27 protein-coding genes are annotated in these 24,487 nt (G+C 74.0%); 19 read left to right on the top strand and 8 right to left on the bottom strand.

From position 1 onward, the window contains the following. The first annotated feature begins 132 nt into the window (after positions 1–132). Positions 133–624: a MarR family winged helix-turn-helix transcriptional regulator gene (locus AC0GKK_RS10425; protein ID WP_251785689.1), complete on the top strand. Its 492-nt coding sequence runs from the start codon at positions 133–135 to the stop codon at positions 622–624. 4 nt (positions 625–628) lie between these two features. On the opposite strand, the gene AC0GKK_RS10420 is transcribed toward AC0GKK_RS10425, so the two are convergent. Both AC0GKK_RS10420 and AC0GKK_RS10415 read right to left on the bottom strand, forming a co-directional pair. Next, positions 629–1,168, bottom strand: a complete 540-nt coding sequence (locus AC0GKK_RS10420) for a DUF1003 domain-containing protein (protein WP_224403477.1) — start codon at positions 1,166–1,168, stop codon at positions 629–631. Continuing rightward, a complete protein-coding gene (locus AC0GKK_RS10415; protein ID WP_489883695.1) occupies positions 1,161–2,477 on the bottom strand; it encodes a magnesium transporter MgtE N-terminal domain-containing protein in 1,317 nt (438 codons plus the stop codon). The genes AC0GKK_RS10420 and AC0GKK_RS10415 overlap by 8 nt, the downstream gene beginning before the upstream one ends. Before the next feature lie 66 nt (positions 2,478–2,543). On the opposite strand from AC0GKK_RS10415, the gene AC0GKK_RS10410 reads away from it, so the two are divergent. The 7 genes from AC0GKK_RS10410 to AC0GKK_RS10380 all read left to right on the top strand — a co-directional run bounded on the left by AC0GKK_RS10410 (position 2,544) and on the right by AC0GKK_RS10380 (position 10,659). Next, positions 2,544–3,470: a PhzF family phenazine biosynthesis protein gene (locus tag AC0GKK_RS10410; protein WP_224403475.1), complete on the top strand. Its 927-nt coding sequence runs from the start codon at positions 2,544–2,546 to the stop codon at positions 3,468–3,470. Positions 3,471–3,635: 165 nt separating this feature from the next. Then, complete coding sequence (locus tag AC0GKK_RS10405) at positions 3,636–4,595, top strand: HpcH/HpaI aldolase/citrate lyase family protein (protein WP_489883694.1); 960 nt, start codon at positions 3,636–3,638, stop codon at positions 4,593–4,595. A 46-nt stretch (positions 4,596–4,641) separates the two neighbouring features. Next, the gene (locus AC0GKK_RS10400; protein ID WP_062400495.1) at positions 4,642–5,835 is read left to right on the top strand and encodes an acyl-CoA dehydrogenase family protein; all 1,194 of its coding nucleotides are present in this window, start codon (positions 4,642–4,644) and stop codon (positions 5,833–5,835) included. A gap of 166 nt (positions 5,836–6,001) precedes the next feature. Next, positions 6,002–6,523: a YflT domain-containing protein gene (locus tag AC0GKK_RS10395; protein WP_062400497.1), complete on the top strand. Its 522-nt coding sequence runs from the start codon at positions 6,002–6,004 to the stop codon at positions 6,521–6,523. Positions 6,524–6,669: 146 nt separating this feature from the next. Continuing rightward, complete coding sequence (locus AC0GKK_RS10390) at positions 6,670–8,916, top strand: carbon starvation CstA family protein (RefSeq protein WP_489883693.1); 2,247 nt, start codon at positions 6,670–6,672, stop codon at positions 8,914–8,916. A gap of 17 nt (positions 8,917–8,933) precedes the next feature. Beyond that, positions 8,934–9,128 (top strand): YbdD/YjiX family protein, encoded by a 195-nt coding sequence (locus AC0GKK_RS10385; protein ID WP_489883692.1) that lies wholly within the window; start codon positions 8,934–8,936, stop codon positions 9,126–9,128. Positions 9,129–9,282: 154 nt separating this feature from the next. Further along, positions 9,283–10,659: a class I SAM-dependent methyltransferase gene (locus AC0GKK_RS10380; protein WP_489883691.1), complete on the top strand. Its 1,377-nt coding sequence runs from the start codon at positions 9,283–9,285 to the stop codon at positions 10,657–10,659. A gap of 18 nt (positions 10,660–10,677) precedes the next feature. On the opposite strand, the gene corA is transcribed toward AC0GKK_RS10380, so the two are convergent. Further along, positions 10,678–11,784, bottom strand: a complete 1,107-nt coding sequence (gene corA / locus AC0GKK_RS10375; protein WP_062404203.1) for a magnesium/cobalt transporter CorA — start codon at positions 11,782–11,784, stop codon at positions 10,678–10,680. 364 nt (positions 11,785–12,148) lie between these two features. On the opposite strand from corA, the gene AC0GKK_RS10370 reads away from it, so the two are divergent. Then, positions 12,149–12,652, top strand: coding sequence for a MaoC family dehydratase (locus tag AC0GKK_RS10370; RefSeq protein WP_405419109.1), 504 nt, complete (start codon positions 12,149–12,151; stop codon positions 12,650–12,652). 109 nt (positions 12,653–12,761) lie between these two features. On the opposite strand, the gene AC0GKK_RS10365 is transcribed toward AC0GKK_RS10370, so the two are convergent. Beyond that, the gene (locus AC0GKK_RS10365) at positions 12,762–13,166 is read right to left on the bottom strand and encodes an NUDIX hydrolase (RefSeq protein ID WP_405419108.1); all 405 of its coding nucleotides are present in this window, start codon (positions 13,164–13,166) and stop codon (positions 12,762–12,764) included. A 109-nt stretch (positions 13,167–13,275) separates the two neighbouring features. Here AC0GKK_RS10365 and AC0GKK_RS10360 point away from each other — a divergent pair, with 109 nt between their 5' ends. From AC0GKK_RS10360 to AC0GKK_RS10335, 6 genes are all read left to right on the top strand, one after another. Further along, positions 13,276–13,428: a hypothetical protein gene (locus AC0GKK_RS10360; RefSeq protein WP_167379107.1), complete on the top strand. Its 153-nt coding sequence runs from the start codon at positions 13,276–13,278 to the stop codon at positions 13,426–13,428. A gap of 4 nt (positions 13,429–13,432) precedes the next feature. Continuing rightward, positions 13,433–13,990: a PH domain-containing protein gene (locus tag AC0GKK_RS10355; RefSeq protein ID WP_062400505.1), complete on the top strand. Its 558-nt coding sequence runs from the start codon at positions 13,433–13,435 to the stop codon at positions 13,988–13,990. A 171-nt stretch (positions 13,991–14,161) separates the two neighbouring features. Further along, positions 14,162–14,506, top strand: a complete 345-nt coding sequence (locus AC0GKK_RS10350; RefSeq protein ID WP_405421592.1) for a TetR family transcriptional regulator C-terminal domain-containing protein — start codon at positions 14,162–14,164, stop codon at positions 14,504–14,506. Positions 14,507–14,556: 50 nt separating this feature from the next. Beyond that, positions 14,557–15,444: a PHP domain-containing protein gene (locus tag AC0GKK_RS10345; protein WP_405419106.1), complete on the top strand. Its 888-nt coding sequence runs from the start codon at positions 14,557–14,559 to the stop codon at positions 15,442–15,444. A gap of 58 nt (positions 15,445–15,502) precedes the next feature. Further along, complete coding sequence (locus AC0GKK_RS10340; protein WP_208819254.1) at positions 15,503–16,384, top strand: RecB family exonuclease; 882 nt, start codon at positions 15,503–15,505, stop codon at positions 16,382–16,384. Next, complete coding sequence (locus AC0GKK_RS10335) at positions 16,381–17,061, top strand: hypothetical protein (RefSeq protein WP_476653909.1); 681 nt, start codon at positions 16,381–16,383, stop codon at positions 17,059–17,061. The genes AC0GKK_RS10340 and AC0GKK_RS10335 overlap by 4 nt, the downstream gene beginning before the upstream one ends. 20 nt (positions 17,062–17,081) lie before the next feature. Here the strand turns inward: AC0GKK_RS10335 and AC0GKK_RS10330 are convergent, their stop codons facing one another. After that, positions 17,082–18,335, bottom strand: a complete 1,254-nt coding sequence (locus AC0GKK_RS10330) for an Rv3212 family protein (protein WP_489883690.1) — start codon at positions 18,333–18,335, stop codon at positions 17,082–17,084. 8 nt (positions 18,336–18,343) lie between these two features. Beyond that, positions 18,344–20,008 carry a DEAD/DEAH box helicase gene (locus AC0GKK_RS10325; RefSeq protein ID WP_374228739.1) on the bottom strand — a complete coding sequence of 555 codons (1,665 nt, stop codon included), beginning with the start codon at positions 20,006–20,008 and terminating at the stop codon, positions 18,344–18,346. Positions 20,009–20,463: 455 nt separating this feature from the next. Here AC0GKK_RS10325 and AC0GKK_RS10320 point away from each other — a divergent pair, with 455 nt between their 5' ends. Together AC0GKK_RS10320 and AC0GKK_RS10315 are read left to right on the top strand one after the other, a co-directional pair. Next, positions 20,464–21,120, top strand: a complete 657-nt coding sequence (locus tag AC0GKK_RS10320) for a ferritin-like fold-containing protein (RefSeq protein WP_020625914.1) — start codon at positions 20,464–20,466, stop codon at positions 21,118–21,120. A 105-nt stretch (positions 21,121–21,225) separates the two neighbouring features. Continuing rightward, on the top strand, positions 21,226–21,456 hold the full coding sequence (locus tag AC0GKK_RS10315; protein ID WP_073578315.1) for a DUF3107 domain-containing protein: 231 nt from the start codon (positions 21,226–21,228) through the stop codon (positions 21,454–21,456). 78 nt (positions 21,457–21,534) lie between these two features. Here the strand turns inward: AC0GKK_RS10315 and AC0GKK_RS10310 are convergent, their stop codons facing one another. Both AC0GKK_RS10310 and AC0GKK_RS10305 read right to left on the bottom strand, forming a co-directional pair. After that, positions 21,535–21,858: a DUF4873 domain-containing protein gene (locus AC0GKK_RS10310; protein ID WP_062400515.1), complete on the bottom strand. Its 324-nt coding sequence runs from the start codon at positions 21,856–21,858 to the stop codon at positions 21,535–21,537. After that, entirely contained in the window at positions 21,855–22,553 is a 699-nt protein-coding gene (locus AC0GKK_RS10305) for a TetR family transcriptional regulator (RefSeq protein ID WP_405419100.1), read from the bottom strand. Before AC0GKK_RS10305 ends, AC0GKK_RS10310 begins: the two co-directional genes overlap by 4 nt. Before the next feature lie 93 nt (positions 22,554–22,646). Here AC0GKK_RS10305 and AC0GKK_RS10300 point away from each other — a divergent pair, with 93 nt between their 5' ends. After that, positions 22,647–23,561, top strand: a complete 915-nt coding sequence (locus tag AC0GKK_RS10300; RefSeq protein ID WP_179760983.1) for an AurF N-oxygenase family protein — start codon at positions 22,647–22,649, stop codon at positions 23,559–23,561. A gap of 14 nt (positions 23,562–23,575) precedes the next feature. After that, positions 23,576–24,487: an alpha/beta fold hydrolase gene (locus tag AC0GKK_RS10295; RefSeq protein ID WP_405419099.1), complete on the top strand. Its 912-nt coding sequence runs from the start codon at positions 23,576–23,578 to the stop codon at positions 24,485–24,487.

Here is a 24,487-nt window from a genome sequence, read left to right as displayed (position 1 = left end):
GGCTCCTAGGACCTCTTTCCTCTCGCGTCACCCCATGCTACGTGGGTGCTTCCGCGGTCTCCGGGTCACCGGTGGTGTCGCCCGGCACGTCCGCGCTGACGAGGTGGTGCGGGTGTCTCTAGCATTCCTGCGATGGACGACACGAGTGGCACCCCGACGCGCGAGCACCCGGCGCGCCGCCGCGTGGTCCCGACCCCGGCCGAGCTCGCGTCGTGGCGCAGCTTCCTACGCGCGCACGCGGGCGTCACCAGACAGCTCGAGACCGAGCTGGAGGGCGAGCAGCAGCTGTCCCTGGCCGCCTACGACGTGCTGGTCCAGCTGTCCGAGGCGCCCGGCCACCGGCTGCGGATGACCGAGCTGGCCGACGCCGTGCTGCTCTCCCGCTCCGGGGTCACCCGGCTCGTCGACCGGCTGGAACGGGTCGGGCTCGTCGCCCGGGCCAAGGTCGCCGACGACGGCCGCGGGGTCACCGCCCGGCTCACCGACACCGGCTACGACCGCCTGCGCACCGCCGCGGTCACCCATCTGCGCGGGGTCCGCGCGCACTTCGTCGAGCGGCTCGACGCCGACGACCTCGCGGCGCTCGAGCGCATCATGGGCCGCCTGGTCCCCGAGCGCTCCTGAGCGCTCAGCGTTCCTTCTTGCGCATCTTCTTCCGGGCACCCGGCTCGACCGGGAGCTCCTCGCCGCGGCTGCGGGCCACGGCGTCGTCGAGCCGGTCGCCCAGTTTCTCCAGCTCGCCGCGCAGGTAGTCCCGGCTCGCGGTCTCCCCGACGGCCAGGCGCAGCGCCGCCAGCTCCCGGGCGAGGAACTCGGTGTCGGCCTTCGTCCGTTCGGCGCGCCGCCGGTCCTCGTCCAGCGCGATCCGGTCCCGGTCGTCCTGCCGGTTCTGGGCCAGCAGGATCAGCGGTGCGGCGTACGCGGCCTGGGTGGAGAACGCCAGGTTGAGCAGGATGAACGGGTAGGGGTCCCACTGGATCGACCAGGCGACCAGGTTCAGCGCGATCCACACGACGACGATCACCGTCTGGATCGCGAGGAAGCGGCCCGTCCCGAGGAACCGGGCGATCCGCTCGGAGAAGCGGGCGAAGCCGTCCGGGTCCACCTCGAACCGCCGACGCCCGACGCGCGGCTGGTCCAGCCGCCGTCCGATCCCGGGCTCAGGCACCGTGCACCTCCCCGTCGTACGTACGGTCGCCGGCGCCGTTCGCGGCCCGCGCCGCGCCGCCGTGCACCTCGCCCGGGGCGAGGTCGCGGTCGCGCCAGCCCTGCGGCAGCAGGTGGTCCAGCACGTCGTCGACGGTGACCGCGCCCAGCAGGTGGTCCTCGGCGTCGACGACCGGGCCCGCCACCAGGTTGTAGCTGGCGAAGTAGCGGGTCACCTCGCCGAGCCCGGCCTCGGGCCCCAGCTGCGGCAGGTCGGCGTCGACCATGCCCGCGACCAGCTCGAACGGCGCCGCCCGCAGCAGCTGCTGGGCGTGCACACAGCCCAGGTAGCGCCCGGTCGGGGTCGCGGTCGGCGGGCGGACGACGAACACCATCGACGCCAGCGCCGGGGGCACCTCCGGGTTGCGCACCCGGGCGAGCGCCTCGGCGACGGTCACGTCCGGCCCCAGCGTGATCGGCTCCGGGGTCATCAGGCCGCCCGCGGTGTCCCACTCGTAGCGCAGCAGGCGGCGCACGGGCTCGGACTCGTCGGGCTCCATGAGCTCCAGCAGCCGGCCCGCCTCGTCGTCGTCGAGCTCGCCGAGCAGGTCCGCCGCGTCGTCCGGGCTCATCGCCTCCAGGACGTCGGCGGCACGGTCGTCGTCGAGGTAGCCGAGCAGCTCGCGCTGGTCGGACTCGGACAGCTCCTCGAACACGTCGGCGAGCCGCTCGTCGTCCAGGGCGTCGACGACGTGGCGCTGCCGGTCGTCGGGCAGCCGCGACAGCGCCGCGGCGACGTCGGCCGGGCGCATCGAGTCGAACACCGCGAGCAGCCGGTCCGCGCCCTGCGCGGCGGCGACGTCGAGCCCGGACACGGCCTCCCAGCCGTACACCTCGACCCGCGGCCTGCGCGCCAGCCGGGTCCGCCGGAACCGCAGCGCCACCTTGGTGATCACCCAGTCCCGGGTCCGGCTCGGCTCGACCGCGACGTCGACGACCGAGCCCTCGATCCCGGCCTCGCGCACCGTCGCGGGGGAGTTCAGCAGCTGGCCGAGCACGAGGGTCTCGTTCGGGCGCTGGTCGAACGAGCGCAGGTTCACCGAGCCGCTGGCCAGCGTCACCGCGGTCGGCGCGATGTCGGCGACCCGCAGCATCGGCACGAAGATGCTGCGGCGCGCGGACAGGTCCACGACCAGGCCCAGCACCCGCGGTGGATGACTGTCCACGCGCAGCGACACCACGACGTCGCGGACCTTGCCGATCCGCTCACCGTCCGGGCCGTAGACGGCCAGGCCGGCCATCCGCGCGACGAACACCCGTACCGAGGCCATGGGGCCGAGACTAGAACCCCCGGCGGTACCGCGACCGCCCCGGCCGTGTGACTAGGCTCCCCCGCCGTGAACGAGCCGCAGCACGATCCCGGCCAGGGCCCCGAACCCCTCCGCTACGACATCGTCGACGTGTTCACCGACCGTCCGTACGCCGGTAACCCGCTGGCCGTCGTGCACGGCGCCGAGGCGCTGTCCACGGCCCGGATGCAGGCGATCGCGCGGGAGTTCAACCTGTCGGAGACGACGTTCCCGCTGGCTCCGACCGGCGACGGCGAGGGTGGCGCCGACTACCGGGTGCGGATCTTCACCCCGCTCGCCGAGCTGCCCTTCGCCGGGCACCCCAGCGTCGGCACCGCCTGGGTGCTGGCCCGCGACGGCGCCATCGGCGAGGGCGACCGCGTGCAGGAGTGCGGGGCCGGTCTGCTGCCCGTGCGGGTCGACGGCACCGGCGCCCGGGTGTGGGGCGGCGCGCCGTCGGTCGGCGCCGAGCTGAACGCCGTCCGCCTCGCCGCCGCGCTCGGCCTCGGCCCCGACGACGTCGACGGCGCCGCCGTGCCGGGTGTGGCCGGTGCCGGGACCGACTTCGCGATCCTGCTCGTCGTCGCCGGCGCGGTCGCCCGCGCGGTGCCCGACCCCGCGGCGCTGGCCGCCGCGGTCGCCGACAGCGGCGCGACCGGGCTGCTCGTCGCCGCCGTCGACGCCACCGCCGAGCGGGTCCACGCCCGCATGTTCGGCATCGGGATCGGGGTTCCCGAGGACCCGGCGACGGGCTCGGCCGCCGTCGCGCTCGGGATCTTCCTCGCCGACCGCGGTCTGGTCACCGACGACGGCGAGCACTCCTTCGTCGTGACCCAGGGGGTGGAGATGGGCCGTCCGTCCACGTTGTACGCCGGCGTCCGCACCGAGGGCGGCCGGGCCGTCGGCAGCTGGGTCGGCGGGACCGTCGTCGCGGTGGCCAGGGGTTCCCTGACCCCACCTCCCGAACAGGGGTGACCGACGGGTAACCCCGCCTGACCACCGGCGGGTGAGAAACCAATCACCTGGACGGGGCGCCGCGGCCGTCGTCGTGCCAGCATCAGTCCTCAGCCCGAGCGCCCGTGTCGTGACGACGTCGTCGCCGCGACGCGGGCGAGGACGATCTCGACGAGGAGCCCGCCTGTGAGCACCACCCTCCGCGCCCGCCGGTCCTGCCTGGCCGTGCCCGGATCGAGCCAGAAGTTCATCGACAAGGCTCGCACGCTGAACTCCGACCAGGTCTTCCTGGACCTGGAGGACGCCTGCGCCCCGCTGGCCAAGCCCGGTGCGCGGACGACGATCGTCGAGGCCCTCAACGAGGGCGGCTGGGGCGAGAAGATCCGCGTCGTCCGGGTCAACGACTGGACCACCGAGTGGACCTACCGCGACGTCGTCCAGGTCGTCGAGGGCGCCGGCGCCAACCTCGACGCGATCATGCTGCCGAAGGTGCAGACCCCCGAGCAGGTCGTCGCGCTCGACCTGCTGCTGACCCAGATCGAGAAGACCAACGGTCTCGAGGTCGGGAAGATCGGCATCGAGGCGCAGATCGAGAACGCGCTGGGCCTGACCAACGTCAACGCCATCGCCACCGCGTCGCCGCGGGTCGAGACGATCATCTTCGGCCCGGCCGACTTCATGGCCTCGATCAACATGAAGTCGCTGGTCGTCGGCGAGCAGCCCCCCGGCTACGACGTGGGCGACGCCTACCACCACATCCTCATGTCGATCCTGATGGCGGCCCGCGCGCACGACAAGCAGGCCATCGACGGCCCGTACCTGCAGATCAAGGACGTCGACGGGTTCCGCCGGGTCGCCGGCCGGTCCGCGGCACTGGGCTTCGACGGCAAGTGGGTGCTGCACCCCGGCCAGATCGACGCCGCCAACGAGACCTTCTCCCCGGCGCAGAGCGACTACGACCACGCCGAGAACATCCTCGACGCCTACGAGTACTTCACCTCCGAGGCCGGCGGCAAGCGCGGCGCGGCGATGATCGGCGACGAGATGATCGACGAGGCCAGCCGCAAGATGGCGCTGGTGATCTCGGGCAAGGGCCGCGCGGCGGGCATGACCCGCACCGACAAGTGGACCCCGCCGGAGGCCTGAGCCCCGACCGCCCGCCACCGACGACGCTCACCGAGGAGTAACCAGCATGGCCCGGCTCGCCCAGACCGCCGGTCTGACCGACATCCAGACCGAGATCCTGTCCACCGTCCGCTCGTTCGTGGACAAGGAGATCATCCCGCACGCGACGGCGCTGGAGCACGCGGACACCTACCCGCAGGACATCGTCGACGGGATGAAGGAGATGGGGCTGTTCGGCCTCATGATCCCGGAGGAGTACGGCGGCCTCGGCGAGTCGCTGCTCACCTACGCCCTGGTGGTCGAGGAGATCGCCCGCGGCTGGATGAGCGTCTCCGGCGTCATCAACACCCACTTCATCGTGGCGTACATGCTCCGCCAGCACGGCACGCAGGCGCAGAAGGAGAAGTACCTGCCGAGGATGGCCACGGGCGAGACCCGTGGCTCGTTCTCGATGTCCGAGCCCGACCTCGGCTCGGACGTCGCGGCGATCAAGACCCGCGCGAAGCAGGACGGCGACGACTACGTCATCGACGGCGCCAAGATGTGGCTGACCAACGGTGGCACGTCGAACCTGACCGCCGTGCTGGTGAAGACCGACGAGGGCGCCGAGCGTCCGCACCAGAACCTCACCACGTTCCTGGTGGAGAAGCCCACCGGCTACGGCGAGGTCGCCCCCGGCCTGATCGTCCCGGGCAAGATCGACAAGATGGGCTACAAGGGGGTCGACACCACCGAGCTGGTGTTCAAGGACCACCGGATCTCCGGCGAGCAGATCCTCGGCGGGGAGCGTGGCAAGGGCTTCGCGCACATGATGGACGGCGTCGAGGTCGGCCGCGTGAACGTCGCCGCCCGTGCCTGCGGCATCGCGATCCGGGCGTTCGAGCTGGGTGTCGAGTACGCCCAGCAGCGCTCGACCTTCGGCAAGCCGATCGTCCAGCACCAGGCGATCGCGTTCAAGATCGCCGAGATGGCGACCAAGGTCGAGGCCGCGCACCTGATGATGGTCAACGCCGCGCGCCTGAAGGACCGCGGCGAGCGCAACGACGTCGAGGCCGGCATGGCCAAGATGCTCGCCTCGGAGTACTGCAAGGAGGTCACCGAGGAGGCGTTCCGCATCCACGGCGGCTACGGCTACTCCAAGGAGTACGAGATCGAGCGCCTCATGCGCGAGGCGCCGTTCCTGCTCATCGGCGAGGGCACCTCGGAGATCCAGAAGACGATCATCTCCCGGGGTCTGCTGCGCGACTACAAGCTGCGCTGACCGCACCCGCGTCCACGGCCCCGTACCCCGTCCCGGGGTGCGGGGCCGTGTCGTCCGGTCGGTGGGGTGTGACCTGCGGCTCCGCGACTAGTGTTCGGGGCACGTCGCGGTCGGGTCGAACGTTGCACCGACGACGAGACAGGACATCTTCCACGAGGAGCACGCCATGACCAACCCCTTCGGCGGCCAGACTCGTCCGGCTCCGGGCCTGCCGCAGCTGCCCACTCCGCCGACCGGGTGGCCGGTGGGGTCCTACGCCACCTACGAGGAGGCGCAGCGGGCCGTCGACCACCTCGCCGACTCCGACTTCCCGGTCGCCGACGTGACGATCGTCGGCGTCGACCTGATGCTCGTCGAGCGGGTCATCGCCCGCCTGACCTGGGGTCGCGTGCTGGCCTCCGGCGCGGCGCAGGGCGCCTGGCTGGGTCTGTTCGTCGGTGTCCTGCTGTTCGTGTTCTCCCCGGACGGCAACTTCCTGCCCATCGTCGTCGGCCTGGTGTCCGGGGCGGTGTTCTTCATGGCCTTCGCCGCGGTCAGCTACAGCGCGAGCAAGGGCCGCCGGGACTTCCAGTCCGCCAGCCAGATGGTGGCGGGCCGCTACGACGTCCTGTGCGAGCCGCGCAACGCCGAGCGGGCCCGCGAGATGCTGGCCAAGCTGGCGATGGGCGGCCCCGGCGGAGGCTTCTGACCGGCTCCCGCCCCGCCCGCACGACCCCGCGGCCGTCGTCACCCGACCGGGTGGCGGCGGCCGTCGTGCGTCGGCAAGCGGACATCGGTTCCCACAGGGCACACCGCCTCCTATAGTTCGCGCGTCGGACATATCGGAGGGGCGCGATGACACAGGTGTCGGGCGGACCGGCGGGGCGTGAGCTCCCGCCGGCGGCGGTGGACGAGGAGGTGCTCCTCGCCGAACAGCGGGCGTGGACACCGTGGAAGATCGCGGTGTGGGCGGGGATCGCCCTGCTGGGCGGTCTGGCGTGGGTGATGCTCGCGCTGGTGCGCGGGGAGACGGTCAACGCGATCTGGTTCGTGTTCGCCGCGGTGAGCACCTACGCGATCGCGTACCGGTTCTACTCCCGCTACATCGAGAACAAGCTGCTGCGTCCGGACGACCGGCGCGCCACCCCGGCCGAGTACAAGGAGAACGGCCAGGACTTCCTGCCGACCGACCGGCGGGTCCTCTACGGCCACCACTTCGCCGCGATCGCCGGTGCCGGTCCGCTGGTCGGACCGGTCCTGGCCGCGCAGATGGGGTACCTGCCCGGCACGATCTGGATCATCGTCGGCGTCATCGTCGCCGGCGCGGTCCAGGACTACCTGGTGCTGTTCTTCTCGATGCGCCGCGGCGGGCGCTCGCTGGGCCAGATGGCCCGCGAGGAGCTCGGCCGGGTCGGCGGGATCGCGGCGATCATCGCGACCCTCGCCATCATGATCATCCTGATCGCGGTGCTCACGCTGGTCGTGGTGAACGCGCTCGGCGAGAGCCCGTGGGGCGTCTTCTCGGTGGCGCTGACCATCCCGATCGCCCTGTTCATGGGCGTCTACCTGCGGTACCTGCGGCCCGGGAAGGTCTCCGAGGTCTCCTGGATCGGCTTCGTGCTGCTGATCGGCGCGATCGTCGCCGGCGGCTGGGTCTCCGAGACCGGCTGGGGCCAGGCGCTGTTCACCCTGGACCGGACCACCATCGCCTGGGGCGTGATCGTCTACGGCTTCGTGGCCGCGGTGCTCCCGGTCTGGCTGCTGCTCGCCCCGCGCGACTACCTGTCGACGTTCATGAAGATCGGCACGATCGTGCTGCTCGCGGTGGCGATCATCGTCGTCCGCCCCGAGATCGCGGCACCCGCGTTCAGCGAGTTCGCCGGCCGCGACGACGGCCCCGTCGTCGCCGGGTCGCTGTTCCCGTTCCTGTTCGTGACGATCGCCTGCGGCGCGCTGTCCGGCTTCCACGCCCTGATCTCCTCGGGCACCACGCCCAAGCTGGTCGAGAAGGAGCGCCAGACCCGCTTCATCGGCTACGGCGGCATGCTCATGGAGTCCTTCGTGGCGATCATGGCGCTGGTCGCGGCGCTGTCGATCGACCGCGGGCTCTACTTCGCGATGAACGTGCCCGCGTCGCTGACCGAGGGCACCGTCGAGGGCGCGGCCGCGTTCGTGAACTCGCTCGGCCTGATGAACGTGAACGTCACCCCCGACCAGCTCGCGACGACCGCGGCACTGGTCGGCGAGGAGTCGATCGTCTCCCGCACCGGCGGTGCGCCGACGCTGGCGGTCGGCCTGGCGAACATCATGCAGCAGTTCATCGGCGGGCCCGGGATGATGAGCTTCTGGTACCACTTCGCGATCATGTTCGAGGCGCTGTTCATCCTCACCGCCGTCGACGCCGGCACCCGGGTGGCGCGCTTCATGCTGCAGGACGCGATCGGCACCGTGGCCCCGAGGTTCAAGGACACCTCGTGGCGGCCGGCCGCCTGGATCTGCACCGGGCTGATGGTCGGTGCCTGGGGCGCGATCCTGCTGATGGGCGTGACCGACCCGCTGGGCGGGATCAACACGCTCTTCCCGCTGTTCGGCATCGCGAACCAGCTGCTCGCGGCGATCGCGCTCGCGGTGTGCCTGGCGATCGCGGCCCGGCGCGGGCACGTGCGCTACCTGTGGATCATCGTCGTGCCGCTGGCGTTCGCCGCCGTCGTGACGGTCACGGCGTCGATGTACAAGATCTTCTCCTCGAACCCGAAGATCGGGTACTGGGCGCAGCACGTCGCCTTCCGCGAGGCCATCGCGTCCGGGGAGACGAGCTTCGGCACCGCGGGCACCCCGCAGGCGATGGCGGCCGTCGTCCGCAACACCTTCGTCCAGGGCACGCTGTCGATCCTGTTCGTGACGCTCGCGCTCGTCGTGATCGTCGCCGCGGTCCTGGCCGCCTGGACGTCGATCTCGACGGGCGGCCGCCCGGACCACGAGGAGGAGCCGGTTCCCTCGCGGCTCTACGCCCCGGCCGGCCTGATCGCGACCCCGGCGGAGAAGGAGCTGGAGAAGGAGTGGACCGAGACGGTCGGCACCCCGGCCCGGTCGGGGCACTGACCGTGGCGGGACCGACCGTGGCGACCGCGACGCTGGCCCGGCTGCGGGCGCTGCACGGCTGGTGGCGCGGGGTGATCGGGGCGGACCTGTACGACCGCTACCTCGACCACCACCGTCGCAGCGGGCACGACCACCCGCCGATGACCGAGCGGGAGTACTGGCGGGCCCGCACCGCGTACCAGGAGAGCAACCCGCAGGGCCGCTGCTGCTGAGGCGGCACCCCGTCTCCGGCCGGATCCGCTGCGCCGCACGGGTGGCCGGAGCTCCACGTTCGGCCCAGCGCGCCCTCCCGGGTGGGTGTCACACCCCACCGGGGAGGGCGCGTCGGGTTCCGGACACGGGCTGCTGCGGGCAGGATCAGGCCCCGTGAGCGGCGAGGCGTGGCAGGAGAGCGACCAGATCCGCCCGGCCACGGTGCACCGTGCCTACGGGCGGGGTGCCGCGGGCTTCGACGCCTTCGTCGCGACCCTGCCCGGCTACCGCACCCACCTGCGGGTGTCGGCGTCGCGGATGGGCCTGGGCGACGGCCACGGTCTGCGTCTGCTCGACGTCGGCTGCGGCACCGGGGTGTCCACCGAGGCGCTGCTGACCAGCGTCGGAGGTGCCGAGGTGGTCGCGGTGGACGCGTCCGCGGAGATGCTCGCCGTCGCCCGGAAGAAGAACTGGTCGCCCCGGGTGACGTTCGTGCACTCCCGGCTGGAGACCCTCGCCGAGGCCGGCATCGAGGGCCCGTTCGACGGGATCCTCGCGTCCTTCCTGGTGTCCAACCTGCCCGACGCCGAGCACGGCCTGCGCCGGCTGCTGAGCCTGCTCGCGCCCGGCGCCCCGCTGGCGGTGCACGACTACGCCGTCGGCGGCCGAAGCCGGATGCGCTGGACGACGGCGAACTGGACCTGGATGCTCCCGATGGCCTCGCTGCGCTGGGGGGCCGCGGACCTCGCCCGCTACCGGGCCAGGCGGATCGCGACGGCCGGTGGGCCCGAGCAGATGGTGCACCGGATGGAACGGGCCGGGTTCGACGACGTCCGCGTCCAGACCGTCGGCGGGGTCCAGCAGCACCTCGTGCACACGTTCCTGGGACGGCGCCCCGACGAGCCCGACGTCGTGGGGGAGCGCCAGGAACGCCGCGCCCGCCGCTCGGCCATCGCCGCCGCGGGGTGGCGGCCCCTCCGGGACGAGCCCGCCCCGGCTCCCGAGGACCCGACCGGACCCGTCGACGAGGGCGGCCCCGAGGACCCCGGCTACGCCGAGACACTCCCGGAGCAGGTGCTCGAGGACGACGGGGTCGAGGTGGGGGAGGGTGACGCCGACGGCGCCGCGGACCCGGCCCCGTCCGGTGCGGCGGACGACCCCGCCCCCACCGAGGACGACGACCCGGACACCCGCCCGCGCGGACACGCCGTCGCCCGGGCGCTGCGGTACGGGCTGCCGGACCCCCGTCCCGAGCCCCCGGCCCCGCGGAACCCGGTCCCGGTGCCGCGGAACCCGAGCCCGGTGGCACCGCATCCGACCCCGGCGCCGCCGGAGCCGACCCCGGCGCCGCCGGACCCGACCGCGGCGCTGCCGGGCCCGGACCTGCCGGCCCCGCCGCCGCGGGCCCCCGGCGCCCGGCGCCCGGCCCCGTCCGCGCCGCCCGGTCGGGCTCCGGCGCCCCGGCCCCCGCGGCCGCGCCCCGGGGACGCGCCCCCGCCCGCCGGGGACGACGAGCCGCCGACCCCGCCGACGGGCACCCGCCGGGTCTGACCGGCGGGCGTCCCGCGCCTACAGCCAGCCGTTGCGGCGGAAGTTGCGGTACAGCAGCCCGCACAGCGTCGCGATGACGATCAGGACCATCGGGTAGCCGAAGTCCCAGTGCAGCTCGGGCATCGAGTCGAAGTTCATGCCGTAGACGCCGGCGATCATCGTCGGCACCGAGATGAGGCCCGCGTAGGCGGTGATCTTCCGCATGTCGTTGTTCTGCCGCATGCTGATCTTCGCGAGGACCGCGTCGACCAGGGTGGTCAGCAGCTCGTTGAAACCGGCCACCTGCTCGGCGACGCCGCCGAGGTGGTCGTCGACGTCACGGAAGTAGGACCGTACGTCGTGCGGGACCAGCGCGCTGTAGCCCTCGGCGAGCTTGCGCATCGGCCCGACCAGCGGCATCACCGCACGACGCAGGTCGAGGATCTCGCGCTTCATGACGTAGATCTGCTCGGGGTTCATCGTCGAGCGCGGCGAGAACACCTCGGCCTCGACCGCGTCGATGTCGTCCTCGATCTGCCCGCAGACCTCGATGTAGGAGTCGACGACGTGGTCGGCGATGGCGTGCAGCACCGCGGCCGGGCCGAGGGACAGCTGCTCCGGGTCGTCCTCGAGCCGTCGCCTGACCTCCCGCAGACCGGTGTGGCGGCCGTGCCGAACGGTCACGACGAAGTCGCGCCCGAGGAAGGCCATGACCTCACCGGTCTCGACGATCTCGTTCGACGTCGTCGGGTCGGCGTGCCCGACGTAGCGGACGGTCTTGAGCACCATGAACAGCGTGTCGTCGTAGCGCTCGAGCTTGGGGCGGTTGTGCGCGTGCACCGCGTCCTCGACGGCGAGCTCGTGCAGCCCGTAGGTCTCGGCGACGCCGGCGATCTGCTCGGAGTCCGGCTCGTGCAGCCCGATCCAGACGAAGCCCTCGCCGCGCTCGCGGACCTCGGCGATCGCCTCGTCGTGGGTCCAGCGGCCGGGGAGACGGCGGCCGTCGACGTAGACGGCGCAGTCGACGACGTAGGCGGACAGCGGGACGCGCAGCCGGACGGGCGGGCTCGCGGCGGCCCGCGCCGCGGCGCGCTCGGCGCGGCGGGACGGGCGGATGGTGGGGCGGAGCTGGGAGAGCGAGGGCATCACGAGGACCACCTCCGGGCGTGCCGGTGCGGCTCGGGGGCGAGCGGCACCGGGGAACGGTGCGACCGCGCTGGGCGGCCGCCGGGCCGGAACTCGCCTCCCGCCGGGATCAGCCCGTGACGTACTCCGGGGCCGTGTGCAGCGGGAGGCGGCACCTACTGCTCGCCGGTGTCTGGGACGCGGACACCGCACTCACCTCCCTGCCGTTCCGGTGGACGTCCTGTGTCTCGTCCGTGCGCGGGCGGACGTCACCGAGATGTGACATCCCCGACCGTGCACGTGTGAGCCGGACCGCCCTTCCTCGCGCGGGCCACCGGATAGATTACTCCCGCAACGAATCGACAGCGTGATGGGAGCGTGAACGGTGCAGTTCGGGCGCTACTACGAGGAGTTCGAGGTCGGTGCGGTCTACAAGCACTGGCCCGGCAAGACGGTCACCGAGTACGACGACCACCTGTTCTGCCTCCTCACCATGAACCACCACCCGCTGCACATGGATGCGCACTACGCGGAGGAGACGACCGACTTCGGCAAGAACGTCGTGGTCGGCAACTACATCTACTCGCTGCTGCTGGGCATGTCCGTGCCGGACGTGTCGGGCAAGGCGATCGCGAACCTCGAGGTCGAGTCGCTCAAGCACACGAAGCCGACCTTCCACGGCGACACGATCTACGGCGAGACCGAGGTCCTCGACAAGACCCCGTCGAAGTCGAAGGACGACCGCGGCGTCGTGTACGTCGAGACCCGCGGCTACAAGCAGGACGGCACCGTCGTGTGCACCTTCCGCCGCAAGGTCATGGTGCCCAAGCGGTCCTACGGCGACAGCCGCGGCGGGGAGCAGCCCGGCCGCCCCACGCCGCAGGCCTGACCCGCGCCACAGCACGCCGGCACCGGCCCCCGACTCCGTCCCGGAGCGGGGGCCGTCGTGTGTCACCCACACGCATACCGCGGGGCCGGACGGGCACCCGCCGTGGCGGTCAGGTCCGGGGCAGGCAGTCCCAGCCGCCGAGGGTCTCGGTGAGGCCCTCGACGACGGCCAGCGCCGCGTAGCCCGCCCGGTCGACGAACCGGGCGTCGGTGGCGTCGTCGCCGGCCCGCGGGATGCCGTCGCCGGTCGCCAGGGTGCAGACGTAGTCGGCGATCCGGTACGGGCCGCGGAGGACCACCCCGGCCAGGCGCCCGGGGACGACCGTCAGGCCGGTCTCCTCGGCGAGCTCGCGGACCACGGCCTCGTGCTCGCTCTCGCCCGCCTCGACCCGGCCGCCGGGGACCGACCAGAGCCCCCGACCAGGCTCGTTCGCCCTGCGGACGAGCAGCAATCGTCCGTCCGGGTCGAACACGATTCCACCCACGCAGGCGACGTGTCGGCTACTGTCGGTCATCCGGAACGACGGTACGCTGCTCGGGTGCCGGTACCGGGGCCAGTCGGCCCTCCGGTACCAATGACATGTCTGTGTGTCCGACACACCGAGAAACGGGTGGGCAGGGAACGTGAAGAAGATCCTGATCCTGGTAGCGGTGGCGCTGGGGATCTTCCTGGTGATCACCAATCCCAATGGTGCGGCCGGTTCGGTCTCGAACGTGGGCAACATCCTCTACGACGCGGCGCAGTCCGTCTCGACCTTCGTCACCAACCTGATCTGAGCCCGTGCTCGCGCCCCGGGAGATCGACGAGTACCTGCTCCCCACGGAGCGACGCGTCATCCGTGTGCGCCAGCACTGGGCGGTGATGGTCAAACACATCTGGCAGACGGCGCTGTTCATCGTCGTGGTGATCGGTGTCGAGCAGCTGCTCGACCGGCCCGGGGTCGACCCGGTGCTGGACGTCGTGGTCGACAACCTGGCGTTCTACCTGGTCGTCGTCGCGGTCCTGCGCTACACGGCGCTGTCGATCCTCTGGTGGATCGAGCGGATCGTGATCACCGACAAGCGGGTGATGATCGCCCAGGGGATCATCGTGCACAACGTCGGCATGATGCCCCTGGGCAAGGTCACCGACCTGACGTTCCAGCGTTCGCTGTCCGGGCGCATGCTCGGCTACGGGACGATGGTCGTCGAGTCCGCGGGCCAGATCCAGGCGCTGAACCGCATCGACTACATGCCGCGCCCCGAGGAGATCTACGAGGCGCTCTCCGAGCTGGTCTTCGGGGAGAAGGGCAAGACCCGCGCGACCGGCATGCTCGCCAAACCGCGCTGGCGGCGCTGACCCGCCGCCACCTCCCCGGAGCGCCGTCCCGGCGCCCCGGCACAGCCCGTCCCGACGCGGGGCCGCGCACCGTGCGCGGCCCCGCGTCGTCGTGTGCGCACCCGGCGTCCGGGGTGTGGCCGCGGGCCGTCGCGGGGGCGCCGCCGCAGCCGGTGAGCCCCGCGCGACGGCCTGGACCTGCTGCTCGCCGCCTCGCTCGACGAGGAGACCCGGCCGCACCGGCGGCTGTGGTTCGAGTGCTGGCAGGACGGCGTGTGGGACGACGAACGGTCCCAGCACGAGCGCTACACCGGCTGGCACGCCGTCCTGCGGGACCTGGTCCTCGCCGGGGTCGCCGACGGCTCGCTGCGCTGCGCGGACCCCGACGGCACCGCCGCCCGGCTCGTCGCGCTGGTCGACGGGCTGGCCCTGCAACGGCTGCGCGGGGTGCCCCCGATGTCGTCGGAGCAGGCCGTCGCGCACGTCCGGACCGCGCTGGCCGACTGGACCGGGTCGTCCCACCCGACGGGGGAGTAGGCGCCCCGTCCCGGGGTGCGTCGGCGGTGCGCGGGGCTAGGGTCGGGCGCGTGTCCGTCATCGACCTGCACGCCCACTCCACCGCGTCCGACGGCACCGACTCCCCGGCCGGGCTGGTCCGGGCGGCCGGCGCCGCGGGGCTCGACGTCGTCGCGATCACCGACCACGACACCACCGCCGGATGGGCCGAGGCGGGGGCCGCGCTGCCGGCCGGTCTCGCACTGGTGCGCGGCGCCGAGTTCTCCTGCCTGAGCCCGACCGGCCGCACGGGCGAGCCGCGCTGCTCGGTGCACCTGCTCGGCTACCTGTTCGACCCGGAGCACTCCGCGATCGTCGCGGAGCAGGAGCGGCTGCGGTCCGAGCGCGTGCAGCGACTGGAGACGATGATCGGGCGGATGGCCGCCGACGGGTACCCGGTCGACGTCGACACCGTGTTCGCGCACCTGCCCGAGGGCGGCAGCGCGGGCCGGCCGCACCTGGCCCGGGCGCTCGTCGCGGCCGGCGTCGTCGGGTCGGTCGACGAGGCCTTCGCCGAGCTGCTGCACAACGACAGCCCCTACTACGTGCCACGGGCCGACACCCGGGTCGAGACGGCCGTCGAGATGATCGTCGCGGCGGGCGGGGTCGCGGTGTTCGCGCACCCACTCGCCCGCAGGCGCGGTGTGGTCGTGGAGCCGTCGGTGCTCGTCGACCTCGTCGGCCGGGGGCTGGGCGGGATCGAGGTCGACCACCCGAACCACGCCCCGGCCGACCGCGAGCTGCTGCGCGGGATCACCGCCGAGCACGGCCTGCTCACGACCGGCTCCAGCGACTACCACGGCACGAACAAGACGACCCCGCTCGCCGAGGAGACGACCGACCCGGAGGTCTACGCGGCACTGACCGAACGGGCCACCGGCGTCCCCGTGCTGCACGGCGGATCCGGCGGCACCGCGTGACGGTGCGTCGCCGGGAGTGATCGACGGTCGGTGACCGTCCCGGAGTACCGTGGCGCCCATGGCCCGGACCACCGCTCCCGCCACCGGGACCCCGGACGGTCAGCTCGGCCTGGACCTGCTCGACCCCGGCTTCGGTGCGACCGCGCTGCACCGGGTCACACCGGCCCGGCTCGACACCTGGGACGCCTGCCCGCGCCGCTACCGGATGCTGCACGTCGACCGCCCGGCCCCGCCGCGCGGCGGCGGGTTCGCCCACACCACGATCGGTGCGGTCGTGCACCTGGCGCTGCGATCGCTGGCGGCCCTGCCCGCCGAGCGGCGCACCCCGGAGCAGGCCGCGTCCCTGGTGGACCGGCACTGGACCGGCGAGGGGTTCGCCGACGACGCCCAGGCCGCCCGGTACCGCGAGCGCGCCCGGGACTGGCTGGCCGCCGCCGTCGACGGCCCGGCCGGGCGGGACGAGCCGCTCGCCGTCGAACGGTGGGTGCGGGCCCCCGCCGGGCCGCTGCTGGTCGAGGGCCGGGTCGACCGGATCGACGCGCGCGACGGCGAGGCCGTCGTCGTCGACTTCAAGACCGGGCGCCGGGTGCCGACCGCGGCCGACGCCGCGGACTCCCGGCAGCTCGCGCTCTACGCCGTCGCCACCGCCTCGGTGTTCCGCCGCCCCTGCCGCACGGTCGAGCTGCACCACGTGCCGACCGGGACCGTCGCCGCGCACACCCACGACCAGGCCTCCCTCGACCGGCACGTCGCCGCGGCCGCGGAGTCCGCCGACGCCGCCGCCGGGGCGACGACCGCGCTGGCCGACGGCGGCGACGCCGACACGCTCTTCCCGGCCCGCACCGGCGCGCACTGCGGGACCTGCGCGGTCCGGCGGAACTGCGCTCCGGGCCGCGCCGCCGTCCCGGAGCCGCGACCGTGGGACCTGCTCGCACCGTGACCGCCGACCCGCAGTTCCCCGGTCCGCCGCCCCGCGGCCGCCCCCCGCTCCCGCCGGGCCCGCCCGCCCCGTACCGCGCCGGGCCGTCGTACGGACGCCCGCACCCCGGCCCCGACGGCTACGGCCCCCGCCCGCCGGTCCCGCCGTCCGGCCCGCCCGGCCGGCGTGGCGGCGCCGGGCCCCCGGCCGGTCCGCGCCCCACCGAGGCCCTGCCCGAGTCCCGCCGCGCGCAGCGCCGCGGCGACGCCGGGTCCCGCCGGGGGCTGTCCTCCGGCGCGGACGAGCCGCCGCGCGCCGACGAGCACCCCGCCGCCCGCGCGCCCGGCCGTCGGGCCGACCGCCGCCGCGCCGAGGAGGGCGAGCGGCGGGCACGGCGCCGCACCCCCGGACCCGACGTCGAAGGCGCCGGCGCCCGGCTGCTGCGCGGCCTGGCCGGGGTGCTCGCCGGCGGGCTGGTCGTGCTCGCGCTCGGGCTGGTCGTCGTGGAGTGGGCGGCCGGGAACAGCGGGGTCCCCGGCCCCGGCTCCGGCGCGATCGTCGCGCACGTCGGGGCGGCGGTCGTCGCCGTCGTCGGCCAGGTCGTCGCGGACCGGCGGCGGGACCGCACCGGTCTGCTCGCCGCGCTCGGGGTGGTCGTGACGGCGTCGCTGGTGCTCGGGTTCGGCTGGTTCCTGTAGCCGCGCGGAGCGACGCCGGCTCAGCCGGCGGGCCCCAGCACGACGAGCTCGTCGCCGCGCAGCTCGACCAGCAGGGCGCCCTGGGCGGCGAGCAGGACCGGCGCGGTGACCGGGCCGCGGTCCACCGGCAGGGTCCGGGCGACGACACCGGTGGCCGGGTCGACGTCGGCGATCCCGCCGGGGACGGGCACGAGCAGCCGGTCGCCGTAGCGGGTCCCGGGGCCCAGCGTGCCGGGCAGGCTCCAGCGCGGCTGGAGGCTGCGGGTGTCCAGCGCGACCGTCGCGCCGCCGGTCCACCAGTAGCGGCGCCGGTCGTCGGCCGTGGTGCGGGCGACGCCGTCGGAGGGGGCGGCGACCGTCGCGCCCGCGTCGACCGGGAACTCGCCGATGCTGCGCCCGGACCGGTCGTAGAGGGCCAGGCGGGGTGCGCCCGGCAGCAGGACGGCGACGCGCTCGGACGACGCGGCGACCACCTGGGCACCGTCGGTACCGGTGACCGACGACGAGTCGAACGCGGGCCGGTCACCCTCGGTCCCACTGGGGCGCAGCACCGTCAGCCGCTCGGACGGCTCGCCGGGGCAGCGCTCCAGGATCGCGGCGCGGTCCTCGGCGGTGGCGAACGAACGGAACGTGCACCCCGACCGCGGCTGCGAGCCGGGCTCCTCCAGCGCGCGCACCGTGCCGTACTCGGCGGTGCGGACCAGGTCGGAGCGGAAGGTCTCGACGTAGTCCTGGCCGGTCGCGAGCACCGGGTCCTGGCCGATCAGCCGGGTGCCGGGCCGGGCGTCGAGGGTCCGGGCCGGTCCACGGGCCCCGGAGCCGGGCTGGAGCGTGGACAGCTCCGAGCAGTACTCGTCGTTGCGGTAGAGCGCGAGCACGCGGCCGTCGGCGAACCCGGTGGTGCACAGCGGCAGGTCACGGGAGTAGCTCCAGCGCTCGGCGCCCGTGCGGGCGTCGTGCCCGGAGACCCGCGACCCCGCGGCGACGACGACGCCGTCCCCGACCGCCAGCGGTACCGGGGTGTCCGGGCTGGCCGCCCGCCACAGCTCGGCGAACCCGGCCGGGACCGGGCCGACCGGCGGCGGTGGGGTGGGCGCGGTCGCCGCCGTCACCGACTCGGTGTGCGCGGCCGGGCTCTGCACGGCGTAGAGCACCGCGACCCCGGCCAGCAGCAGCACGAGCACCGCGGCGACCAGTCGGTCGCCGCGGTGTCGTCGTTCGGCGGGGACGCCCGGGAGCGGGAGCCGGTCCCGCAGGGGTCGGCCGCGCAGCACGCGTGGGGTCAGCTGGCGGCCGCGTCGGCCCCGTCGGCGGACTCGCCGCCGCCGGGTCCGCGCCGCGAGCCGCCGCGGCGACGACGGCGGCGCGGCTTGGCCGCCCCGCCCTCGGCCGACGCGCCGGCGTCCGGCCCGTTCTGCGGGGCGCCCTCGGCGGAACCCGCGGAGGCGGCACCCTCGGCGGGGGCCGAGGCACCCGCCTCGACCGCGACCCCGCCGCGGGTCCGGGAACGGGACCGGTTGCGCCGCGGGCGGCGACCGCCCTCGTCGCCGTCGCCGTCGCGGCTGCCCTCGCGGCCGCCGCCGTCGCGCCCGGCGCCGTCACGACGGCTGCCGCGCGGCTTGCGGGCACCCTGGTGGTCGCCCTCGGAGTCGATGTACTCGGCGTCGAGCCCGGCGCGGGTACGCGCGGACAGCGGGAGCCGCCCGGACGCCGTCGTCGGGATGTCGAGGTCGGTGAACAGGTGGTCCGAGGTCGAGTAGGTCTCGACCGGCTCGTCGATGCCCAGCGACAGGTCGTCGGAGATCATCTTCCAGCGCGGGGTCTCGTCCCAGTCCACCAGCGTGACCGCGACGCCCTCGCGCCCGGCGCGGCCGGTGCGGCCGATCCGGTGCACGTAGGTCTTGGCGTCCTCGGGGCACTGGTAGTTGATGACGTGCGTGACGCCGGTGACGTCGATGCCGCGGGCCGCGACGTCGGTCGCGACCAGCACGTCGACCTTCTCCGCGCGGAACGCGCGCAGCGCCTGCTCACGGGCGCCCTGGCCGAGGTCACCGTGCACCGCGGCGGCGGCGAAGCCGCGCTCGGCGAGGTCGTCGGCGACCCGCTGGGCGGTCCGCTTGGTCCGGGTGAAGATCATCGTCAGGCCGCGGTCCTTGGCCTGCAGGGCCCGGGTGACCAGCTCGACCTTGTCCATCGCGTGCGCGCGGTAGACGAGCTGCTTGGTCCGCTCGTGGATGGAGCCCTGGTCGGCCTCCTCCGCGCGGATGTGCGTCGGGCGGGTCAGGAAGGCGCGCGAGAGCTGCACGATCGGGCCCGGCATGGTGGCCGAGAACAGCATCGTGTGCCGCTCCTCGGGGAGCATGCGCAGGATCCGCTCGACGTCGGGCAGGAAGCCCAGGTCCAGCATCTCGTCGGCCTCGTCGAGGACGAGCGCCTTGACCCGGCCGAGGACCAGGTGGCGCTGCTCGGCGAGGTCGAGCAGCCGGCCCGGGGTGCCGACGATGACGTCGACGCCCTTGCGCAGGGCCTCCAGCTGCGGCTCGTAGGCACGGCCGCCGTAGATGGCGACGACGCGCACGCCCAGGTTCTTGCCCGCGGCGGCGATGTCCCGGGCGACCTGCACGCACAGCTCGCGGGTCGGGACGACGACGAGCGCCTGCGGGACGTCCTTGGTGCGGTCGGCGGCCTCGCCCTCGGCGGTGGCCGCGGCACGCTCACCGGGCGGGGTGATCCGCTGCAGCAGCGGGACGCCGAAGCCCAGCGTCTTGCCGGTGCCGGTGCGGGCCTGACCGATGACGTCCTCGCCGGCGAGCGCCAGCGGGAGGGTGAGCTCCTGGATCGCGAACGTGCGCACGATGTCGTTCTCCGCGAGCGCGGAGACGATCTCGGGCCGGACGCCGAGCTCGGCGAAGGTCGGGGGGAGCTTCTCGCCGCCGGGGTTGGTCACGCCGAGCGGGGTCTCGCTGGGGGTGATGCCGGTGGGCAGGAAGCCCGGGTCGGCCTCGGGGGTGTCGGTGCTGTCGACTCGGGACAGTGTGATCGCCTCTCTCCGCGCACAGGAGCCGTGGCGTGGCTCGTCGACCGGCCCCGGGCCGTCGGGGACGGTCCGGGCGGGAGAGCCGCCGAGGCGCTGCGCGCACCAGTTCGGGTGCGGGTCCCGGTGAGACGTGCTCGGCCGTGTCGGCCGCTCGTCCCGTTACCCGGTCCCCGCGCGGTGGGCGCGTCCGCATGGAGTTCCATGAGCCCGAAATCCGGTGACGCGCTGCCCGCATGGTACCCGCCGCGGCGCGCGAACACGACGGCGCGGGCGTCGCCGGGTGTGGTGAGTTCTCTCGCCCCGTGGCCCGGGTGGCCGTCGCGGGCCGCCCGGCGGGCCCGTACGGCCCGGTTAGGGTGGTGGTCATGACCACTGGAGGCGACGCGCCGACGGCCGCGACCGTGGAGCTGCTCGGCGTGCTGGCCTACGGCGAGCTGTCGGCGTTCGACCGGCTCGCCGAGGACGCCCGGGCCGCGCCGACGCTGGCCGGCCGCGCGCAGCTGTCGACGATGGCGGCCGCCGAGATCGGCCACTTCCGCCTCATCGAGGACCACCTGGGCCGCAGCGGGATCGCCGTCGCCGACGCGATGGCGCCGTTCGTCGCGCTGATCGACAGCTACCACGCCTCGACCGCCCCGCGGAGCTGGCTGGAGTCGCTGGTCAAGGCCTACCTCGGCGACGGTCTCGGCGCCGACTTCTACCGGGAGGTCGCGGGCTGGGTGGACCCCGGCACCGGCGACCTGGTGCAGCGGGTGCTCGCCGACACCGGGCACTCCGCCTTCGCCGAGCGCGAGGTGCAGGCCGCCTGCGCCGCCAACCCGGCGCAGCGCGACCGGCTGGCCCTGTGGGGCAGGCGGCTGCTCGGCGAGGCCGTCACCCACGCCCAGCGGGTCGTCGCCGAGCGCGACGAGCTCGCCGAGTTCATCGTGCTCGGCTCGGGGGAGAAGGGCGGCGTGGCCGGGCTCATCCGGACGGTGCAGACCGCCCACGGCCGCCGGATGGGCAGGCTCGGACTCTCCTGAGCCCCGGCCCGGCCGTCCGCTCCCGGCTCGCCGATGCTCCGGCCCGATCTGGACTAGCCTGGCGAGGGCAAGGTGATCAGAAGTGACGGATCGGGAGGACCACCGGTGAAGGTCAAGATCGGCATCGCGGAGACCCCGCGGGAGCTCGTGGTGTCCAGCGACCGCACGCCGGACGAGGTGGCCCAGCTCGTGAGCGGGGCGATGAAGTCCGACGACGGGCTGCTGGACCTCACCGACGACGAGGGCCGTCGCTACGTCGTCCCGGTCGCGCGCATCTCGTACGTGGAGATCGGCCCGACCGAGGAGCGCCGGGTCGGGTTCGGCCTCAGCGGCTGAACGCACACGGAGTCGTCCGGGCCCGGTACCCGTCCGCGGGACCGGGCCCGACGTGTGTCCGGGCCCGGTGGGCGCGGGTCAGTCGGTCTCCGGCGGGGGCGGCCCGTCCAGCGCGAACGGCGGCCTGCCGGTGCCGGTGATCCGGAACCGGTCCCACACGTCCGGCTCGGACAGCGTGCCGACGGCCGCGTGCCCGGGCGTCCGGACCTCGGCGGTGCCGCCGCGGCTGCCGAGCAGCGCGGTGAGCCGGGGGTGCGCGGCGACCCGGCCGGACCAGTGGAGCCTGCCGTCGAAGGGCTCGTGCCGGGCGTCGAGCAGCACCTCGACGTCGACGGTCTCCCCGTCGAGCACCAGGGTGGCGGGGCCGCGGTAGCCCTCGTCGTGATCGTGGTCGCCGCTCACCGGTCGCGCCCCGAGGCGTCGTGCACCTGCGGCTCGGGGACCAGCCGCAGGATGTCGGCGTTCGCGGTGGGGGAGTCGATCCCGGCGACGCCGGCGATCCCGCCCCAGATCAGCGCGGACAGGTAGTTGGTGAGCGCGTCACGGCTCATCGTCCGGCGCTCCAGCCACCACTCGCCCGCGGTCTGGACCATCCCGATGATCCCGTGCGCCCACGCCTCGGCGCCGCCGGAGTCGCGGCCCTCGGCGCGCAGCCGCTCCCCGAACAGGGTGGTCAGCAGGGCGCCGATCTGGCCGCGGACGTCCTGCGCGATCTCGGCGCCCGGCACCGGCTCGGCCGGGTTCGCGACGACGAACCGGTACAGCTGGGGCTCGTCCTCGATCATCCCGAGGTAGGCGTCGATGACGGCGGCGACGTGCTCGATCGGCTCGGCATCGATCGCCAGCACCGGGTAGATCCGCTGCATCAGCATGTCCGCGGCGTGCTCGCTGACGGCCCGCTGCAGGTCGGCGCGATCGGCGAAGTGCCGGTAGAGCACCGGCTTGGTGATGCCGGCCGCGGCCGCGATCTGGGCGACCGAGACCCCCGGGCCGTGCTCGCGGATCGCCTCGACGGCGGCGGAGACCATCTCGGTCCGCCGTTCCTCCCGTCGGCGGCTGCGCGCGTCCGGCTTGACATCCCTCGCGTCCTGGGGCACGTTACCAGTGGTAACCGTTACCGGCGGTAACAGCAAGGGTTCCGGGTGTGGAACCCGCCACCGCAGGCCCCTCCCAGCAGGAAGGCGCGACCGATGAGCGCTCCCGCCCGCACCGGCAGCAAGACCAACCTCGCCGACCGCGAGGACACCGCCCGACGGCTGCTCAAGAGCTCGGTCACGACCTCCTACGACCCGTCGATCGACATCGACTGGGACGCCCCGCTGGTCGAGGGCAGGTACGGCATCGTCCCCGAGCGCGTGTCGCTCTACGGCACGCCGCTGTGGGACGGCCTCACCGAGGAGCAGCGGATCACGCTGTCGGTGCACGAGTTCTGCAGCGTCGCCCGGATCGGGCTGTGGTTCGAGATGATCCTGATGCAGATGCTGCTGCGCTACGCCTACGACCGCGACCCGCGTCGCGCGCACATCCAGTACGCGCTGGTCGAGATCGCCGACGAGTGCCGGCACTCGATGATGTTCGCCAAGGCCACCGAGCGCTACGGCGTGCCGGACTACGCCCCGCGCCGGCTCACCCACGAGCAGGGCCGGCTGATGAAGACCATCGGCACCGGCCCGGCGATGTTCGCCGGCACCCTCTACGTCGAGGAGATCCTCGACCAGCTCCAGCGGGAGGGCATGCGCGACGAGCGCGTCCAGCCGCTGTCCCGCATGATCAACAAGATCCACGTCACCGAGGAGGCGCGGCACGTCCGCTACGCCCGGGAGGAGCTGCAGCGGATCATGCCGAGGACCAACCGCGCCGAGCGCGCCTGGGCCCGCTACCTCACCGCGCGGATCGCGTTCGTCGTCGCCCGCAACCTCGTCCACCCCGAGGTCTACCGCAGCGTCGGGATCGACCCGGCGGTCGGGCGGAAGGCGGCGCTGGCCAACCCGCACCACCACGAGATGCTGCGCTGGTCCTCGCGCAAGCTCGTGCCGTTCCTGCGCGAGCAGGGGATCGTCGGCGGCCCGACGGAGACCCTGTGGAAGCGCGCCCACCTGATCTGAGGAGGCATCCCGCGATGAGCACACGGATCGTCACCCGCGACGGGACCGGCCTGTTCGCCCGGGTCTCGGGCCCGGAGTCGGCGCCGGTCACGGTGCTGCTGGCGCACGGCTGGACCCTCGACGAGCGCTGCTGGGCCCCGGTCGCCGACGCCCTCGCCGTCGGTGCGCCCGGCGGCGGCCCCGCGCCGCGGGTGATCCGCTACGACCACCGCGCGCACGGCCGCTCCGACGACACCCCCGACGAGCTCAAGACCCTCGACGTCCTCGCCGACGACATGGCCGAGGTGATCACCCGACTCGCCCCGACCGGGCCGCTGGTGATCGCCGGGCACTCGATGGGCGGGATGACGGCGATGGCGCTGGCCCAGCGCCACCCCGACCTCGTCGCGTCCCGGGTCACCGGCGTCGCGCTCGTCGCGACCGCCAGCGGCGGCCTCGGGGCGGCGGCGACGCTCGGGATGACCGGGCGGCCCGCGAAGATGTTCCTGGCCGGCAAGGACAAGGTGACCGTCAGCCCGCTGTGGACCGGGCGCCGGGCGCTGTCGACCCACCCCACGTTGCTGCGGGCCGCGCTGCAGCCGTTGCTGCTCGGCACCCGGCCGGACCGGCTCGCCGTCCGCGCGACCTGCGAGGCGATCGCCGACTGCCGCCCGACGACGATCTCCGGGTTCACCCCGACCCTCACCACCCACGAGCGCGACGAGGCGCTGGCGGCGTTCTCGTCGCTGCCGGTGGAGATCCTCGTGGGGACCCGGGACCGGCTCACACCGCCGCGGTTCGCCCGGCGGATCCACCGCAGCCTGCCGCGCGCCGAGCTGACCGTGTTCCCCGGCGCCGGGCACATGCTCCCGGTGGAGCGGGTCGGCGGGGTCACCGGCCGGATCGCCGCGCTGGTGCGCCGGGCCGGCGCGGAGCAGGCGGCCTGA

It is taken from the genome of Pseudonocardia sp. P-1 (assembly GCF_058111925.1).
Note: the sequence above shows the minus strand (reverse complement) of the source record. Positions and strands in the feature narration are given on the sequence as shown.

Bases quoted from the DNA above. Each gene is read 5' to 3' on its own strand.
- AC0GKK_RS10400 (WP_062400495.1), top strand. From the start codon at position 4,642: ATGGCCCGGCTCGCCCAGACCGCCGGTCTGACCGACATCCAGACCGAG.
- corA (WP_062404203.1), bottom strand. From the start codon at position 11,784: ATGCCCTCGCTCTCCCAGCTCCGCCCCACCATCCGCCCGTCCCGCCGC.
- AC0GKK_RS10340 (WP_208819254.1), top strand. From the start codon at position 15,503: ATGGCCCGGACCACCGCTCCCGCCACCGGGACCCCGGACGGTCAGCTC.
- AC0GKK_RS10425 (WP_251785689.1), top strand. From the start codon at position 133: ATGGACGACACGAGTGGCACCCCGACGCGCGAGCACCCGGCGCGCCGC.
- AC0GKK_RS10415 (WP_489883695.1), bottom strand. From the start codon at position 2,477: ATGGCCTCGGTACGGGTGTTCGTCGCGCGGATGGCCGGCCTGGCCGTC.
- AC0GKK_RS10320 (WP_020625914.1), top strand. From the start codon at position 20,464: ATGACCACTGGAGGCGACGCGCCGACGGCCGCGACCGTGGAGCTGCTC.
- AC0GKK_RS10395 (WP_062400497.1), top strand. From the start codon at position 6,002: ATGACCAACCCCTTCGGCGGCCAGACTCGTCCGGCTCCGGGCCTGCCG.
- AC0GKK_RS10390 (WP_489883693.1), top strand. From the start codon at position 6,670: ATGACACAGGTGTCGGGCGGACCGGCGGGGCGTGAGCTCCCGCCGGCG.
- AC0GKK_RS10300 (WP_179760983.1), top strand. From the start codon at position 22,647: ATGAGCGCTCCCGCCCGCACCGGCAGCAAGACCAACCTCGCCGACCGC.
- AC0GKK_RS10295 (WP_405419099.1), top strand. From the start codon at position 23,576: ATGAGCACACGGATCGTCACCCGCGACGGGACCGGCCTGTTCGCCCGG.
- AC0GKK_RS10365 (WP_405419108.1), bottom strand. From the start codon at position 13,166: ATGACCGACAGTAGCCGACACGTCGCCTGCGTGGGTGGAATCGTGTTC.